The 17,338-nt window shown below is 42.9% G+C and carries 14 protein-coding genes and 2 pseudogenes; 1 reads left to right on the top strand and 15 read right to left on the bottom strand.

Annotated features, from left to right (window positions below):
• Positions 1 to 31: 31 nt before the first annotated feature.
• The 11 genes and pseudogenes from cls to WKT11_RS10665 all read right to left on the bottom strand — a co-directional run bounded on the left by cls (position 32) and on the right by WKT11_RS10665 (position 10,695).
• Positions 32 to 1,591, bottom strand: a complete 1,560-nt coding sequence (cls, locus tag WKT11_RS10715; RefSeq protein ID WP_118247394.1) for a cardiolipin synthase — start codon at positions 1,589 to 1,591, stop codon at positions 32 to 34.
• A gap of 23 nt (positions 1,592 to 1,614) precedes the next feature.
• Positions 1,615 to 2,130: a flavodoxin family protein BilS gene (gene bilS / locus WKT11_RS10710; protein ID WP_118629539.1), complete on the bottom strand. Its 516-nt coding sequence runs from the start codon at positions 2,128 to 2,130 to the stop codon at positions 1,615 to 1,617.
• A 105-nt stretch (positions 2,131 to 2,235) separates the two neighbouring features.
• Positions 2,236 to 2,625: a hypothetical protein gene (locus WKT11_RS10705; RefSeq protein ID WP_118136780.1), complete on the bottom strand. Its 390-nt coding sequence runs from the start codon at positions 2,623 to 2,625 to the stop codon at positions 2,236 to 2,238.
• Positions 2,626 to 2,742: 117 nt separating this feature from the next.
• Positions 2,743 to 3,753: an aldo/keto reductase gene (locus WKT11_RS10700; RefSeq protein ID WP_178761915.1), complete on the bottom strand. Its 1,011-nt coding sequence runs from the start codon at positions 3,751 to 3,753 to the stop codon at positions 2,743 to 2,745.
• Positions 3,739 to 4,785: pseudogene (locus tag WKT11_RS10695) on the bottom strand (galactitol-1-phosphate 5-dehydrogenase); the annotation flags it as partial. The pseudogene WKT11_RS10695 and the gene WKT11_RS10700, both read right to left, overlap by 15 nt.
• Positions 4,786 to 4,816: 31 nt before the next feature.
• A complete protein-coding gene (xylB, locus tag WKT11_RS10690; RefSeq protein ID WP_118247405.1) occupies positions 4,817 to 6,328 on the bottom strand; it encodes a xylulokinase in 1,512 nt (503 codons plus the stop codon).
• Positions 6,329 to 6,354: 26 nt separating this feature from the next.
• The gene (locus WKT11_RS10685) at positions 6,355 to 7,368 is read right to left on the bottom strand and encodes a LacI family DNA-binding transcriptional regulator (RefSeq protein ID WP_118516746.1); all 1,014 of its coding nucleotides are present in this window, start codon (positions 7,366 to 7,368) and stop codon (positions 6,355 to 6,357) included.
• Position 7,369: 1 nt separating this feature from the next.
• Positions 7,370 to 8,224 carry a class II fructose-bisphosphate aldolase gene (locus WKT11_RS10680; protein ID WP_118136786.1) on the bottom strand — a complete coding sequence of 285 codons (855 nt, stop codon included), beginning with the start codon at positions 8,222 to 8,224 and terminating at the stop codon, positions 7,370 to 7,372.
• Between the two features lie 458 nt (positions 8,225 to 8,682).
• Positions 8,683 to 8,781: pseudogene (locus tag WKT11_RS20005) on the bottom strand (VOC family protein); the annotation flags it as partial.
• An 84-nt stretch (positions 8,782 to 8,865) separates the two neighbouring features.
• Positions 8,866 to 9,012 carry a GntT/GntP/DsdX family permease gene (locus WKT11_RS10670; RefSeq protein WP_278277936.1) on the bottom strand — a complete coding sequence of 49 codons (147 nt, stop codon included), beginning with the start codon at positions 9,010 to 9,012 and terminating at the stop codon, positions 8,866 to 8,868.
• Positions 9,013 to 9,078: 66 nt separating this feature from the next.
• Positions 9,079 to 10,695, bottom strand: a complete 1,617-nt coding sequence (locus tag WKT11_RS10665; RefSeq protein WP_118247398.1) for a mannitol dehydrogenase family protein — start codon at positions 10,693 to 10,695, stop codon at positions 9,079 to 9,081.
• 283 nt (positions 10,696 to 10,978) lie between these two features.
• Here WKT11_RS10665 and WKT11_RS10660 point away from each other — a divergent pair, with 283 nt between their 5' ends.
• Positions 10,979 to 12,112, top strand: a complete 1,134-nt coding sequence (locus WKT11_RS10660) for an ROK family transcriptional regulator (RefSeq protein ID WP_118516747.1) — start codon at positions 10,979 to 10,981, stop codon at positions 12,110 to 12,112.
• 143 nt (positions 12,113 to 12,255) lie between these two features.
• Here the strand turns inward: WKT11_RS10660 and WKT11_RS10655 are convergent, their stop codons facing one another.
• From WKT11_RS10655 to WKT11_RS10640, 4 genes are all read right to left on the bottom strand, one after another.
• Positions 12,256 to 12,963 (bottom strand): helix-turn-helix domain-containing protein, encoded by a 708-nt coding sequence (locus WKT11_RS10655; protein ID WP_117674227.1) that lies wholly within the window; start codon positions 12,961 to 12,963, stop codon positions 12,256 to 12,258.
• 113 nt (positions 12,964 to 13,076) lie between these two features.
• On the bottom strand, positions 13,077 to 13,331 hold the full coding sequence (locus WKT11_RS10650; protein WP_117674226.1) for a hypothetical protein: 255 nt from the start codon (positions 13,329 to 13,331) through the stop codon (positions 13,077 to 13,079).
• Between the two features lie 211 nt (positions 13,332 to 13,542).
• Complete coding sequence (locus WKT11_RS10645) at positions 13,543 to 15,351, bottom strand: Na/Pi cotransporter family protein (protein ID WP_117674225.1); 1,809 nt, start codon at positions 15,349 to 15,351, stop codon at positions 13,543 to 13,545.
• Positions 15,352 to 15,862: 511 nt separating this feature from the next.
• Positions 15,863 to 17,050, bottom strand: coding sequence for a pyridoxal phosphate-dependent aminotransferase (locus WKT11_RS10640; RefSeq protein WP_117674224.1), 1,188 nt, complete (start codon positions 17,048 to 17,050; stop codon positions 15,863 to 15,865).
• Positions 17,051 to 17,338 lie beyond the last annotated feature (288 nt).

Raw genomic sequence — 17,338 nt, 5'->3', positions numbered from 1 at the left:
AATGTTGCTGTGAACGGAGTAAACAGTAACGTTATAATAATCCCGCAAATAATCTCATAAACAGCTGTCCCAGTCGCAGATATGCACTTCGTCCGGTACTGTACTGTTCTGTCACTTCACGGCATTCATCCATTGTTGCTGCAAGATCATTTCGGATATCCAGAACTGCCTGACAGTCCGCCATAAAGCATCCATTCTCAAAATGATGATACAGACTTCTGTAATCCAGGTTTATGGTTCCGCAGGTTGCCATACAGTCATCTGCCACACTCATCTTTGCATGACAGAAGCCAGGCGTCCACTCGTAGATACGCACCCCATGTTTCACCAGTCCATGGTAGAAGGAACGGGTAATATTGTAGATCATTTTTTTATCCGGAATACCAGGTGTAATGATCCTCACATCTACCCCTCGCTTAGCAGCCAGGCACAGGGCATGTGTCATTTCATCTGTGATGATCAGATATGGAGTCATAAACCAGCAGTATTTTTCCGCTTTGTTCGCCATACTGATATACACTTCTTCGCCTACCTGCTCATTATCCATAGGGCTGTCTGCATAGGGCTGGATAAAGCCCGTCTGCTTTGCCTGATAATCTGTACTGAGCAGAAATTTGTTAAAATCACTGTCATTTTTATCTTTGTCGCTGACAGCATTCCACATCTCCAGGAATGTCACTGTCAAAGAATGGACAGCCTCGCCTTCCAGACGGATGCCTGTATCCTTCCACTGTCCATAAGGATGTGTGAAATTAAAATACTCATTAGCAAGGTTGTACCCTCCGGTAAATCCTACTTTTCCATCAATCACTGTAATCTTGCGGTGATCCCTGTTATTCAGAAACACATTCAGGCCCGGAGTAAAGGGGTTGAATACTCTGCAGTGGATTCCAACCTTTTCCATCTTCTTGATAAAATCTGTGTTGATAAATCCAATGGAACCCATATCATCATAAAATACCCTGACATCCACTCCCGCCTTTACGCGGTCCTCCAGAACACTCTGGATTTTATGCCAGGCCTGTGCATCCTCGATGGCATGGTATTCCATAAAAATAAATTTCTCTGCCTTTGCCAGATCTTCCAGCTGAGCCTCCAGTCCTTTAACTGCCTCATCATAATAAATAACGTCCGTATTCTGATAAACCGGATAGGAGGCATTTCTCTGTATATAATCAGCGATATTGCCTGCCTTCGGAATCTTTCTGCCAAGCGTTTCCCTGCACTCACTGTCATTGGGAAGCAACGGCAGAAGTTCCCTGTCAATCTGGGCATAGCGCTCTCTCATTTTGAGGGTACCGCCGTTAAGACCAATCAGTAAATATAATCCCACTCCCATAATAGGGAATACAAGGATCAAAATAACCCATGGCATCTTCATAGATGAAGTCTGGTCTGACGCATACAACTTAAGAACCAGTACACCTGCAAGAAGCCTTGTCATCAGATTGATAATCTCCGCATATTGATTCAGCTTTGTAATCATAACAATGATAAAAGCTGCTTCCAACAAAATACATACCGCGGAAAAACATAATCGTTTTACACCATTTTTCGTTTTCGCCCTGCCTTCCAGAGTATCCTGTTTCATGTTCTTTCTCTCCCCTCTGCCAATTATTTAGAAAAGTCTTTCCTGATTATTCTGCCAAGCCTGTCCAGATCCTCATTGTCAGGGTGAGATAACGCCCTGTCAAAATTCTCGATCAGTTCATCCAGGTTTGGTGCATGATCCGGCTTCTCCTTCATCTTTACGTATCTGTCCCTGACTGACTGGGGCATTTTCCCCTGACACATAAATTCTCCCATCACTGTATTACTCTCATCCACAGATTCCTTAACTTTCCCGAGAACCTGCTGAAAATAGGCTTCACTGCCTCCGAAACCTGCTGTTCCAAACAGAAAGATTTTCTTGTTTTTCAGACTCTTTAACAGTTCAAGTGTTGCAGGATCTGCATTCCCTATGTCTGTCCAAAATCCAATGTATAATATATCGGATGTGAGAGCCTTCGCTCCTTCTGTCCCAAAATAATCGCAGTTTTCCTCAGGCAGTACCTCCCTGATCTTCTCTGCAAGCTTCTTTGTGTTCCCTGTTTTACTACTGTATAAAATTGAATATCTTTGTTCTCCCATGCTGTCCTGCTCCTTTTTTATTTTATGCACTCTCAGAGTCTTCCTTGTGTTTGCTTCTGTAAAAAGATTCCGAGAGTACATTTTTATCTGCGTTATTTATATCAGTTATAACTCTTCACCAGACACTCCATCCCGGAACATTTTCAGCAGCTCTTCCATACTTTCTCTCAGCTTCTCATTCTTATTATACTGGACCAGTACCACTGTAACAATGGCAGACAGAATTATGCATCTGCGGATCAGTTTTCGAATACGGATACATCTCTTTACATCTTTTCTTCCCTTTTCATAGAGCTTCTCTGCCATCCTGTCAGCTCTGGCATCTTTGCAGGCAATATAATCATCAATCACCTGCTTATCCTCCTCACAGATATCCAGATTCTCATACTGACTCCTCAGCTCCTCAAGTTCTGCATTATTCTGTCTGATCATTGTATCTTTGCGGTTAATTCTCTCAGCTGCACTCCGGCTCATTCTCTCTGTTCGTTTATTCATGATAAAAACTCCTTTCGTTTATTTTTTATTATCTCCTATTTTAAACTTTTCTCAGGCTTTTCTCAATAAAATATTGAAAACAAAAAGCACCTGCTTTAACAGATGCTTTTTCTCGCTTTATTTTACAATAACCCCATCTTCATCCCACAGGTCATGCCAGTCCTTTGCGCCTTCCCACAGGAACACCTGACCTTTGACAAGTCGGTTTCCTTTTTCCAGGGTAGCGATCTTGGCCATTTCTTCATCAGTCAGGGGATCTTCTGTTACACATTTCAGGTTACTTACATAGTTATGTACAGAAAATGGAATGGAGATTTCCCCTCTCTGATGGGCCCATTTCAGGGCAATCAATGCCGGATGTACTCCATGCGCTTTGGCAATCTCCTGCATTTCTGGGGTCTGCATATCAGCCACATCCTCCGGGCAGATATCTCTTTCCGGTCTTCTTGGAGAACCAAGGGGCATATATCCTACCGGCTGGATGTTATGAGCAATCAGATAATCATACTGTTCCTGCTGCTGGAAACATGGATGCAGCTCCAGTTCACATGCCGCCGGTTTGATCTTCATTAACGGAAGAACTGCTTCCAGTTTCGGAATAGTCATATTGGAAATACCGATATAGCGGATCTTACCTTTTTCTACCAGTTTCTCACACTGACGATAGGTATCCATAAATTCCTCCACACTGAAAGGTCTGGATTCCGGATTTCTGGAATCTACATCACAGAATGGTGCATGGTAGTTCGGGAATGGCCAGTGGATAAAATACAGATCCACATAGTCACACTGAAGATCCTGAATGCTTCTGGTGCAGGCTTCTTCTACCTTTCTATGCATGTCATTCCATACCTTTGTCATAATGAAAAGATCTTTTCTTTCTACTACCCCTTCATCAAAAGCTGCCTTGAAAACTTCACCAATCTGATGCTCATTTCCATAGCATGCTGCACAGTCAAACATACGATATCCGCTGCGGATCGCACCCGCCACAGCCTCAGATACTTCTTCTGCACTTACACGGTCAGAACCAAAGGTTCCCATACCCATACAAGGTACTTTTTCTCCTGACGGAAGCGTTACCTTTGGCACAACTTTCGGATCAACAACCTCTTCCTCATTTGACAAAAGAATTTTTCCTTTTACAAGTCCAGGTGTTTTAAATAACTGGAATGCTTCCTGTGCCTGACTCATTGGAATTTTTTTGTAGATAAATCCAGGATCAAATTTCAGCTGACCTGTTGCAAAATAATGTGCAGTCAGATCCCATTCGCGTCCCGGATAAGGTGCGCTGTAAGACATCCAGGAACCGGTCAGTTTAAATTCTTTACGATTCATATTTTCCCACTGTGCCGGTGTAAATGTCAGATTCTCATGAGGGGTTCCGATAAAGCAGACATGTGCTTTGTTTGCAGCCAGCTCAAATGCCATATGCATGGTTGGAACCTGTCCTGCGGTCTCAAAGACAAAACCATAACCCTTACCGCCTGTGATCGCCATAGCCTTTTCCATATATCCTTCGTCTCTGGTATTGATGACTTCATCTGCACCAAGGCGTTTCGCCAGCTCAAGGCGTTCCTCACTAATATCAAAAACTACCACTTTCTTGGAACCAAAGATCTTGGTCCACTGCATGGTAAACATTCCAACTGTACCACCGCCAAGAATTGCGACATACTCGCCACCGTGGTAATCATTCTGGAATACACCGTGGATTGCAACAGTTGCAGGCTCAAACATAGCTCCCTGCTCATATGGAACACTGCTTTCAAAAGGAACAGCGTTCTGCTCCGGAACAACCACATAGTCTGCGTTACTTCCCTGCTGTCTGGAGCCTATGAAGCTGTAGTGCTTACAGAGAGAGAAATTTCCCTGCTGACAGTCATCACATTTCATACATGGAAGAAGCGGTGCACCGGAAACACGGTCTCCCACTTTTACCTTAGTCACACCTTCCCCCACTTCCACTACATCTCCGGAAAACTCATGTCCAAGTACGATTGGATAAAAATGGACCCCATGATTCAGGACACGCGGAATGTCTGAGCCACAGATACCAGAATATCTGACACGTATCTTAACAGTTCCTTTGGTCACCTTAGGTTCTTCGATTTCCTGATACTGTACATCTTCATTTGCAACTACCACTGCTGCTTTCATAATATATTTCTCCTTTCATGAATTCTGCTTTTTATTTTGCAGTCATTATGTGTGCCAGAGACTTATAAAGTTCCATATAAGTCTCAAAAGTTTTGTCATAAACTGCTTTGTTCTTCGGATCCGGTTCATGGCGGCGGGTCTCTTTGACCGTAAGTGAAACTGCTTCCTCATAATCTTTGTAAAAACCTACTCCCACCCCTGCCAGAAGTGCCGCACCAAGGGTGGTTGCCGTATCAGATGCCGGTACTATGATCGGTTTTCCTGTAATATCGGATTTGATCTGTGTCCAGAGCAGGGAATTGGCAGAACCTCCCATAGCTCTCAATACATCTGCCTCTGCCCCTGCTTCCCTGGCCACTTCAAGATTGTGCCGCAGGGAAAGCGCCACCCCTTCCATACAGGCACGGACCATATGTCCTTTTGTTTTTGCAAAATCCAGTCCATAGAAAACACCCTTTGCATATGGATTCCAGATAGGAGAACGCTCCCCGGACATATATGGAAGAAATACCATTCCATCGCAGCCTGGCCCAACTTTTTCTGCAATCTTATTGAGCTGATTCAGAGATGAGACACCTGTCTGTTCTTTCATCATCCGTTCATAATCTGCAAATTCACGTTCAAACCAGCGCATTACACCGCCGCCTCCGGTGGTTCCTCCCTGAAGAAGCCATTTGCCCGGGACAACATGATAGCTCAGGATCAGCCTCGGATCAGCCTTATATTCCTCTGTACAAATACTCATTCCTCCGGCCTGTCCACCCTGTTCCTGTGTTTCACCGGAATGGATCACACCTGCACCAAGAGTTCCGCAAGCCGCATCAAGTCCACCGGCAACTACGGGAATTCCTTCTACAAGTCCACACTCTGCAGCTGCCTTCCCGGTAACTGTTCCAACCACATGGTCACAATCACAGATTTCCGGAAGAAATTCCATGGGGATTCCAAGACGTTCACACATTTTTTCATCCCAGCATCCCTTCTTCATATTGAAACAATGCAATCCATATCCCTGTGACACATCCTGGGTAACCGCACCTGTCAGTTTAAATGCAATGTAGCTGTTGGACTGAAGGATTTTGTAGATTTTTGCGTATACCTCCGGAAGATTTTCTTTATACCAGAGGATCTTTGCAGTAGAATAAGAAGGCTGAAGAGAATTTCCCGCCACCTCAAAAATCTCCTCCTGTCCAATCTCCTGATTCAGTCTGTCACAAATAGACTGTGCTCTCGTATCCATCCAGATTGGTGTATTGGCCAGCACGTTTCCCTCTCTGTCAATTGGGATTGCAGACCAGCTCTGACCATCGATCCCGATTCCTGCAATCTCATCTGCAGTGATATCTGCCTTCTGTATGGTTTCCTTTGTTGCCCGGCAGACTGCATCCCACCATTCCTCAGGGTTCTGCTCTGCCCATCCCTCATGTGGATAATATACCGGATAATCACCACTGGCTGCTGCAAGAACTTTTCCATTCCTGTCAAATACCGCAACCTTGCAGGCACTTGTTCCGATATCAATCCCCAATAAATATGATTTCATCATTTTGCTGCTCCCATGATTCTATTTTATCTGTTCAGAATACTTACAGATTTTCCTTCCATAATCTCTGTCTGAAGTTTCTCCATAAAAGGTTCCTCAGATCTTTCTTCTTTCTTTTCAAGATGCTCCAGAATAATCCTTGCAATCTCTTTGGCAATCCTGTCGGTGGGCTGTGATACGATCGTCAGCTTGGGACGGCACGCCCTTGCAAACTGAAGATTATCAAACCCTATCATAGAAAGCTGCTCCGGAATCTGTATTCCCAGTTCATTGACTCCGATCATTGCACCCATTGTCATTTCATAGTTGGTCACAAAAACCGCTGTCATATCCGGATTCTCCCGGACAAGCTGTTCCAGGCCTCTGACACCTCCCTGGATCGTATAGTCACCACGATATACCAGGGAATTTTTTATGGAAATTCCAGCTTTTTTAAGAGCTGTATAATATCCTTCCAAACGTTCCTCTGCTGTAAAAATCCCCTCAGGGCCACCTATAATTCCAATTTTTCTATGCCCTTTTTCTATAAAAAGCTGCATCGCATCCTCTGCCGCTTTTTTGTTATCCACCAGAACACTGTCACAGGGAATTCCCTGAATCTTACGGTCTATCAGCACGATCGGCTTTCCTGTTTTCTGGAATCTCTTCAGATGTGCCCCTGTTTCATCCACCGGCATATTAATGATTCCATCCACCCTGCGGCGGATCAGGAACTCCACTGCCTCCTGCTCCAGCTTCTTATCTGTACGACAATCACAGACGATGGTTGCATAACCGTGACTTCTGAGAATATCTTCCATCCCTGTTATAATCTCGGCACAGAATATATTATTCAGCTCCGGGATTACAACGCCTATGGTCTTTGTCGCATTTGTCTTAAGCCCTCTGGCAACTTCATTGACCTCATAATGAAGTTCCTCAATAGCCTTTTCAATTTTTACTCTGTTTTTTTCCCTGACGTTTCCCCCATTAAAATAGGAAGAGATTGTAGCCAGTCCAAGTCCTGTCAGTCTGGCTATATCTTTCATTGTTGCCGCCATTTTATTTCTCTGCCTTGCCGTCACATCCGCAGACTTTCATTCTTGCCATTACCAGTTCCTTCACTGCTGCGATAGCAGTTTTTCCATATGCTTTCGGATCAATGGTGTCTGGTTTTTCTGCAAGAAGCTCTTTGACTGCCTTGGAATATGCTGCACGAAGCTCTGTAGCAAAATTCACTTTACAGATACCACGTTTTACACAGTCCCTGACATCCTCATCACTTAAACCAGATGCACCGTGAAGTACAAGCGGAATATCTACAACCTGGCGGATCTCACTGAGACGTTCCTTATCAAGAACGGGAGTTCCTACATAGAAGCCATGTGCAGTTCCGATGGCAACAGCAAGGGAAGTAACTCCTGTACGTTCAACGAACTCCTTTGCCTCCTGAGGATCTGTATTTGTGTCTGCCTCAGCCTCCAGATCATCCTCTTTGCCACCAACCTTGCCAAGCTCAGCTTCGCATGGAATATCCAGTGCTTTTGCAACATCTGCCACACGTTTTGTCTCTGCAATATTAGCCTCAAAATCCAGCTTGGAGCCATCGATCATAACAGAAGTATAACCTGCATGCATTGCCTGCATAGCAAGTTCAAAGCTACTGCCGTGATCCAGATGCATACATACCGGAACAGATGCTTTCTCAGCCTCTGCTGCAACGATCGCTGCATAAGTTTCTACTGTTCCATATTTCACTGTAGATGGTGTTGTCTGGATCATAACCGGCGCTTTCAGTTCCTCCGCAGCCTGGATGATCGCTTTCACCATCTCCATATTCTCCGCATTAAATGCACCTACTGCATAACCGCCTTTCTGAGCCTTTGTCAGCATTTCTTTTGATGTTACAAGTGGCATAACGATTTCCTCCTCATAATTAATGATGTATATTTTTTGTTCTGATTACTACAGTGCAGGAAACGCTCTCGAAACCGAAACGTTTCTGTTTTAGTCGATTATATCTCTTACTTAAACTTCTGTCAAGTATGATTCGTTATCTATAGCAATCCTCGTAAATAATGGTTACTGTTCACTCCGTTCTCAGTAACACGCTTCGCGATGCACAGGATTTATGCTAATCGCATAAATCCGCGCCGTATATCTCGGGATTTTGGCATATTCATGCCAAAACACCTCGCGGAATAGTAGCGTGTGAACAGTAACAAATAATGAATTTAAGAGGATTGCTATATAACTGATGCGTTGCACAACGACAGAATTTTAAACTTTTCTCAGGCTTTTCTCAATAAAATATTGAAAACAAAAAGCACCTGCTTTAACAGATGCTTTTTCTCGCTGAATTTAACCGCCTGACTTTATAAATACTGGCCGAACTCAACCTTCTCTTTATTCGGTCCCTCAATTGTAAAGAACTTTACCCCGTTTTCCCAGAAGGGAAGAACATGAACAATATCATTAGTTGGAATTCCAATATGCTGAATTCCATTCAGCTGTTCTTTAAAATCCATTTCTTATCCTCCTTACGCAAAACAGGCTGATCACAATTGCACAGATGCACGTACCAATGCTGTGATCAGAAAGACTACCAGCACCAGAAGAAGACCTCTCTTCTCAAGTGCCTGTCCGATTATATCACCCATACCGCAGTCCTGCAATACCCAACGGATAATTCCTCCGCCTGTAATAGCAAGCAGAATCTATCACTTTCATTTTCCTCCTGATAGTCCGTTATAATATTCATCTGATGAAAATCATCCGACATATTTATGTATTGTTGCTCTTACAGCCCCAGGTCCTGCGATCATCTCACGGAACATATCCTCAACCTTCTCTCCTACACCATCTTTGTAAAGGTCAGTGAAGAACAGACGCTCATTGGAAAGAATTGGTTTTAACTGATCTTTGAATGTTTCAGGTTTGCCTACTACAATATCCTTAAACTGTTCCTGCAGTTCCTCATTCATTGGGTCCGGTGCAAGTTCAAATTTATTTCCTTCATCATCTACACCAAGCATATATCTGAGCCATCCTGCAATTCCCAGAGGAATAGCTGTCAGTCTGGAAGCATCTCCGAATTTCTGTACATATGCTTTGATTGTTTCGCCGAAACGGATACCAACCATCTGAGATACATCTACTGCCAGACGAAGGTTTGTGTCTCCCAGATATTCATTTGGAAAACGATCGTTAAAAAGCTCATCAACAAATGCCTGGGGAGAAAGGATTCCAGGGTCAGCAACTACCGGAAGACCTTCATCATAAGCAATCATACGTGCCATTTTCATCATATCTTCATTTGTATTAAGCATATGCGCAAACAGATCATATCCAAGAACTACTCCCAGCGGACCTGTAGCAGAATGAACCGGATTCAGACATACTGTTACTTTCATACGTTCAGAAAGGTTAACTGTATTTCTGTCTGCCATATATACGCCAAAACCTTTTTCCAGAGCCGGACGTCCGTTAGGGAAGCTGTCCTCTATTACCAGATACTGCGGTTTCTCAGCATTGACAAATGGTGCAATGTATGTCTTCTTACCTGTGATCACCGGCTGCATGTTCTCAACACCCAGCTTTTCAAGATCTGCTGCGATCTGCTCGCTTGGACGAGGTGTGATCTTATCAATCATTGTCCATGGAAAAGCAACAACTTTTTCATCGCTTACATAGTTTACAAATCCCTCATCAACAAATCCGGCTTTCTTCCACTCTTCTGTCATTGTCAATACTGACTCGCGAAGCTTTGCACCGTTCTGTGAGCAGTTATCCATGGAAACCAGTGCGATGGGATATTCACCGGCTTTATATCTTTCATAAAGCATTGCAACCAGAACTGCCATGGCACCAGCCGCTTTATCCGGACCATTCTTGATATCTGCTTCTACAAACGGGAACCATGTTCCGTCAGCTTTCTGTAATGCATAGCCTTTCTCTGTGATCGTAAAGGAAACCATCTGCAGGGATTTGCTTGTGAAGATTTCTTTCAGGCGTTTCCACTGTGCTGCATTAGAAGACTGTGCCTTCACTGCTTCTGCAAAAGCTCCGACTACTTTATACTCACGGGTTCCATCCCCATGCAGGATCACGCTTAATCCCAGATTGTCATATGGATCATAAATCTTGTCTGCTACATCATAATCAAAGGTTTCCACACAGGTAATCCCACGATCCAGAACTCCCTCTTCCAGAAGACCATCTGCAATTCCACCGATAAATACGCGGAAAATATTTCCGATACCAAAATGAACCCATACCGGATTCTCCTTTGCTTTCTCAGAGGCAGCCTCTACATCATAACCCGGAAGAGCGATCCCTGCCTTTTTCCATGCTTCCTGTTCCTTGATTCCATTGATTGATAATTTCATGTTATATACTCCTTGTTCGTCTTATTCGATACTTATTGTTTGTTGTTATGTTTTTTACTTACGTTTATACTTTAACTGTAAGTTGAGTATATATCTCTTTATTTAAAAAATCCATTGACAGAAATTCTAATTTTCAAATGACTTTTTTGTTTATTTTTACTATAGGTATTAACAAGTTGATTCGTTACTGTTCACACCGGATATTTTTATTGTTTTTTTTTCGTTGTATGCTACAATAAATCTGAAACTTAACATTATCTTATAACATAATCAGGAGAATATTATGAGTGAAAAGGGATTGACCAACATTAGTCTCAAGAAAATAAATAAGTCAAAGGTTTACCAGTACATTTACAGAAAAAAAATGACCTCCAAGCTGCAGATCGTTCAGGAACTGCAGATGGGTTTATCCACTGTCAGCCAGAACCTGAATCTCCTGGAGCAGGAAGGTCTTATAGAAAAAAATGGTTTCTTTGAATCCACAGGTGGAAGAAAGGCAAACGCCCTTCAGATTGTATCAGATTTTAAAATTTCCATTGGTATCGGTATTTTAAAAGGGATGTTTCATATTACTGCTGTAGACCTGTATGGAAATGCTTTCTATACAGACACCATTCCACTTCCATATTCCAATACACCGGATTACTATAAGCAGGTTACTGACGCAGTAAAGGAATTCATCTCATCGCGCCAGTACGACAATGACAAAGTTCTTGGCATTTCCATTGCCACACAGGGTATCACATCCCCGGATCATACCACTGTACTATATGGAGATATCATGGATAACGCTGGCATGAAACTGGATGATTTTTCCAGATATCTTCCTTATCCCTGTTATCTGGAACATGATTCGAAATCAGCTGCGTTCCTTGAATTATGGAATCATCCGGAGCTTGACAGTGCTGTTATCATCCTGCTGAACCGAAATCTGGGCGGCGGCATCATTACCAATCATCAGATTCATCAGGGAATCTCCATGCACAGCGGAACTCTTGAACATATGTGCATTAATCCCGATGGTCCGCTTTGCTATTGCGGCAGCCGCGGCTGCCTGGAAACCTACTGCTCTGCCAATGCACTGGAACAGGCTGCAGGCATGCCTTCCAAAGAATTTTTCCCTCTTCTGCGCGAAAAAAAATCTCCCCAGATCATACAGATCTGGAAAGATTATTTAAACCATCTGGCATTTGCCATGAAAAATCTTAACCTTATTATTGATGCACCGATCATCCTCAGCGGATATCTGGCACCTTATTTTACAGAAGAAGATATTGAATATCTGACAGAACATCTCCATACAGCCGCAGCATTCATACTGGATAAAACTCAGATCCTGGTCGGTACCAACGGACAATATACACCGGCAATCGGAGCGGCTCTGCATTATGTAGAGAAATTTATTCAATCTGTTTAACCATAGCAATCTGCTTCTCTACACCAATTAACTGCTCCACAGTTTATCAGAAGGAGGCTTGCACTCCTCCTGATACAGGTAAGTCTCCTCCCACTGCTGTTATATGCTACCTGTCTGCTTTATGTAAGAAATTCTTCTCTTCACTATTCTGTTTCATGTTTATCTGCATTTTTTTGCATCTCATATTCTTCCCGGTTTGTGCGAGCTGCGATTATTCGGGCGGCAAATAAGCAGAGCATAATTACAGCTATAATCAGAATAAAAACTATACTCTCCGTCATATTATCAATATCCCAGAAACTGATTATGGAATTTCCAAAAATGCAGGCTAAAGTAAATGCTTCAACAATACACTCAAGCCACATAATGGAACTACGGTAATTTTTCCCAGGCAGATTGCGGTCGAAGTATGCCATGACACCAAAAGTGATCAGGGCTGCTGCAAGCAAAATCCATTTTATGGGTACAGGACCTATCTTCCATGAAATATGAATGCCCCAAATACCGAAACCAATGCCTCCCAATATAATCGTTACCAGACCCAGAAGATAAATTCCTATCTGGAAACCTCTCAGACGTTTCTCTCCAATGTACTGGATCAACAGTCGTTCGGTTTCTCTTTTGTAATCTTCTGGTTCTATTTTCTTTCCAGACAGGAGTTCGCTGACAGTGATGTCAAATGTTTCGCATAGAGCTTCAAGAAGGGTGATGTCAGGGAATGATCTTCCATTTTCCCACTTAGAAACTGCCTTATCTGTGACTCCCATTTTCTCGCCCAGCTCTTTTTGTGTCCAGTTATGTTCTTTGCGGCACTGTGCAATGAATGCTCCAACTTTCTGTGTGTCTACCATAGTATGCTCTCCCTTGTACGTCTTTCTTGTACTTTTGTTACTTTAATTATGTCATAGACCATGGGGAAAGTCACCCTACTGCTGGTAGAATTGGCATTTATACTTTGTAAAGTCTACTTCAGTGCTGTCAGAATCCCCATTGCATTGTCATAATCTTTCTCTCCGACCATGATTTCATACAATGTTTTATCTGTTCCAAAGTTCCCACCCATGCTGCGGACGATTCCCCTGCCCGGGGCTGTCATTTTTTCTTCGTGGTTGACTCTCTTTGTTTTGTATTTGATTTTCTCTGAATCTAAGGCTTTACAATACTGCTCATATTTATCTCTGGATGCACCGAGATAAACTGTTCTGCTGTCGAATAACATAATTGTTTCCTCCTTTAGGTGTTATGTTTGCAGGGTGTTATGTTTGCAGAGTGTTGTGTTTGCACAATTTCCAACCTGCAATAGCTGATTCAGGATACAGAAAGAACCTCTGCATAAATATATTTGATTTACAAAAAACAGCAGACATCTGTTTCCAGATCATCTGCTGTCATTATATCATATACATTTACTGTTTTGTAGTATAAAAGTATTATTCTACTTCTTCCGGTTCCATGCTTCGCATGTGTTCCTCGTTCTTTACGATTTCATACTTCTGGCGATATTCCTTGAAGTATGTATAATATTCCACGCTGTCAGATGGGTAAATCTTGGAATCATGGATATGCATATCCGGATTCTCGTCTCCACTCTTAAGGAGAGCTACCATTGCACTTGCACAATGTGCTGCAATACGATTGAAGCTGTTGAGAATGTCTGTATATACAGTTCCCTCTTCCAGTCCGCAATTGCCATTACTCAGACGCTCTACATGATGCATCTTCAGCTCATTGCATAAGGATGTGATAATCATTCCAAGCGGTGCAACTCTCTGAGCCATTTCCTTGTCATCATTGAGAAACGCACGGCAGGTAAGGTTGATCTCCTCACGAACTGCTTCCATTACTACATTCAGCTCATCCCAGGCTTCCTGTGAGAAATTGGTGTGATTATCATGCATTTCGCTGGACATATAGGCAATGTAGGATGCATGGTCACCGATTCTCTCAAAGTCATTGATGGTATGAAGATAAAGGGAAGCCTGCTTTGTCTGGGCGCTGTTCATCTCATGCTTTGTCAGCTTCATCAGATAGTCACCAAGACGGCTCTCATATTTATCAATCAGGTTCTCTTTTCTCTGTACCTTGTCAAATTTATCCTGCTGATATTCGTTCAGAAGGTTCATGGCACGGTTAACATTCTTACGAAGCTTCTTCGCCATACCGCTCATGGCACGATGGCACTGTCCAATAGCAAGTGCCGGGTAGTTCAGGAGACGTTCTTCCAGAAGGTCGAAGTCCGCCTCGTCTTCCAATTCCTCTGCACTGTCTTTCACAAGCCAGCACACCAGCTGTTCAATCTTCGGTATAAATGGGAAGAGAACACATACTGTTGCCACACGGAATACAGTATTCAGTAAAGCAATGGAAACCGGTGACATGATCATATCCATAAATCCGAAATGTACGATAGCATTTACCGTATAGAAGATCACAGACCAGAGTATCAGGCCAAACAGGTCATTGATCAGGTAAACAAGTGCTGTACGTTTACCATTTTTATTCGCGCCGATGGCTGAGATCAGAACCGGACAGGCAGCACCTACACCGATACCGAGAACGATCGGGAATGCACTGGAGAATGTCAGGATGCCTGTTACAGATAATGCCTGCAGCACACCGACTGTTGCAGATGCACTCTGAAGCACTGCTGTAAATGCGATACCTACCAGAATACCGATCAATGGATTGGAAAACATGGTCAGCATGTTTGTAAAGGTCGGACTGTCTTTCAGCGGTGAAACAGCGCCACTCATTGTCTGCATACCTGTCATCAGGATTGCAAAACCAAGCATGATATTACCGATATTTTTATGCACGGAGCGCTTACATGCCATACGAAGGATAATACCAATAATCGCTACTACTGCTGAAATTGTTGCAGTGGATAAAATCTTAGCAATTCCATTCTTTCCATCAATATAAGAAAGACAGAGAATCCACCCGGTAATACTGGTTCCAATGTTAGCTCCCATGATAATACCAATGGCCTGCTTCAGCTTCATCATACCTGAATTAACGAAACCAATGACCATAACGGTTGTGGCAGAAGAAGACTGGATCACGCTGGTAACACCAGTACCCAGAGCAACTCCTTTCAGCGGTGTGTTTGTCATTCGATACAGGAAAGCTTCCAGCTTATTTCCGGCAACCATTTTCAGGCCATCGCCCATCAATGACATACCAAACAGAAATAATGCCACTCCACTCAGCAATGACAATATCATTGAAAAAATTCCCATTATTTTCTCCTTTGTCGTCTGCCTGATTTCCATCCTCATCCCAGGAAATCGGCGCATAATGTAAGCAGGTTATTTTACCTGTTTCTAATCAGAATTTAACCTGCTTTTTACTTTTCCATTCTTATTATGTCACGTTCGGGAGATTATTACAATAATTGTTTTTTCAAAAATTGCATTTTTTCCATAGCGTTTAAAATGCTGTCTTTTTTTTCCTGAATTTTTTTGCAATTTTCATAAAATTTTCCAGCATGATTCAAAACATATCAGAACATGCCGGAAAATAACATACAATAAATCGGACAGCAAAAGAACATGACCCTCATCCGATTAATCATTAAGCCGACCTTGGCAGACTGCTCATTGCCGCTCCTGTCGCAGCTTCCTCCTCACATTCTGCCAGAACAAGTTCTGCCTTGAACATATCCTCAATAATTTCACACAGTACCAGATTTTTTCTGTTAAAGGCATCTGATCTTCATCGTTGTTGTCCCAATATCAATCCCCGCCGTTTTCACAGTCCAAACTCTTCTGCCAGTTTCTTAAACTCTGGCAGAGAATTAATGATCGTATCATAAGATACGCAATAAGCCAGTCTCACATAACCCGGGCAGGCAAAGGAACTTCCCGGAACCATAAGGATATTATATTTCTTTCCAGCTTCGCAGAACGCTTTTTCATCTGCTATCGGAGATTTCACGAAAAGGTAGAATGCGCCTTGCGGTTTAATGCACTCGAATCCGCATTCCTTCAGTCCGTTATATAATGCCAGACGGTTCTTGTCATATGCAGCTACATCCACTTCTGCATCTACACATTTAGCAATCACCTTCTGCATCAGGGATGGGGCGTTGACACATCCGATAGTACGGTTGGCAATAGCCGCAGCAGTGATAAGTTCTTCACTGCCATCTGCTTCATCCGGAATTACCAGATAACCGATACGCTCTCCCGGAAGGGACAGAGATTTACTGTAAGAATAACCAACAATAGTATTGTCGTAGTATTTTGTCAGATACGGAACTTCTACACCGTCATAAGCCAGCTCTCTGTATGGCTCGTCAGAGATCAGGTAAATTACACTGCCAAATTCCTTCTGTTTTTTCTCAAGAATTGCTGCCAGCTTCTTAATAGTTTCTTCGGAATATACAACACCAGTGGGGTTGTGAGGTGTATTTACGATCACTGCCCTTGTCTTTGCTGTAATCTTCTGCTCAAACTCCTCAAGATTCGGCTGAAATGTGGTGGTATCCGGAGAGATTTCCACAAGCTTGCCATCAAAATTGCGCACATATGCACCATATTCCAGAAAGTATGGTGCAAAAACAATCACTTCTTCCTCAGGATTCAGGATTGTCTTGAAAATCACATTCAGACCGCTGGCTGCCCCAACCGTCATAATCAGATTCTTTGCCGCAAATTTAGTTCCAAAGCGGCGGTTCAAAGATTCTGCGATCGTCTGGCGCACATCCTCAAATCCCGCATTACTCATATAACCATGAAGCACTGTCGGCTCCACTTCGTTCACCAGATCAATAATAGCCTCCTTCACACACTCCGGTGCCGGAACACTGGGATTCCCAAGGCTGAAATCATAAACTTTGTCCGCACCGTAAATGGCCCTGAGACGGTTTCCCTCCTCAAACATCATACGGATGGCTGAATTATTTTTTACATAAGGTTTCATTTTTTCTGCTATCATAACACATTCGCTCCTGTTCAAATAATCCCGGTGGCAAACCACCGAAATTCAGAATAATATTGCAACTGTCCAATTTCTCTTGCAGTGCATAATTTATCTCTATTTTAACCTTATCATGGTAAAGTGTCAATGTGCGACAATATACTATATTCCATCTTTTTAACTGAAGCCAAGTGGATAAGATCATCCACTTCGCTACACAGTTATTCAGAAGGAATGTTTGCGCTCCTCCAGTAACAAAATGTCAATCGTTTTTTAATCACCTTTTCCCGAAAATGGGCAAAAAAA

Source organism: Blautia sp. HCN-1074, assembly GCF_037890165.1.
GTDB lineage: Bacteria > Bacillota > Clostridia > Lachnospirales > Lachnospiraceae > Blautia_A.
This window is presented reverse-complemented; position numbering and strand designations above follow the sequence as displayed.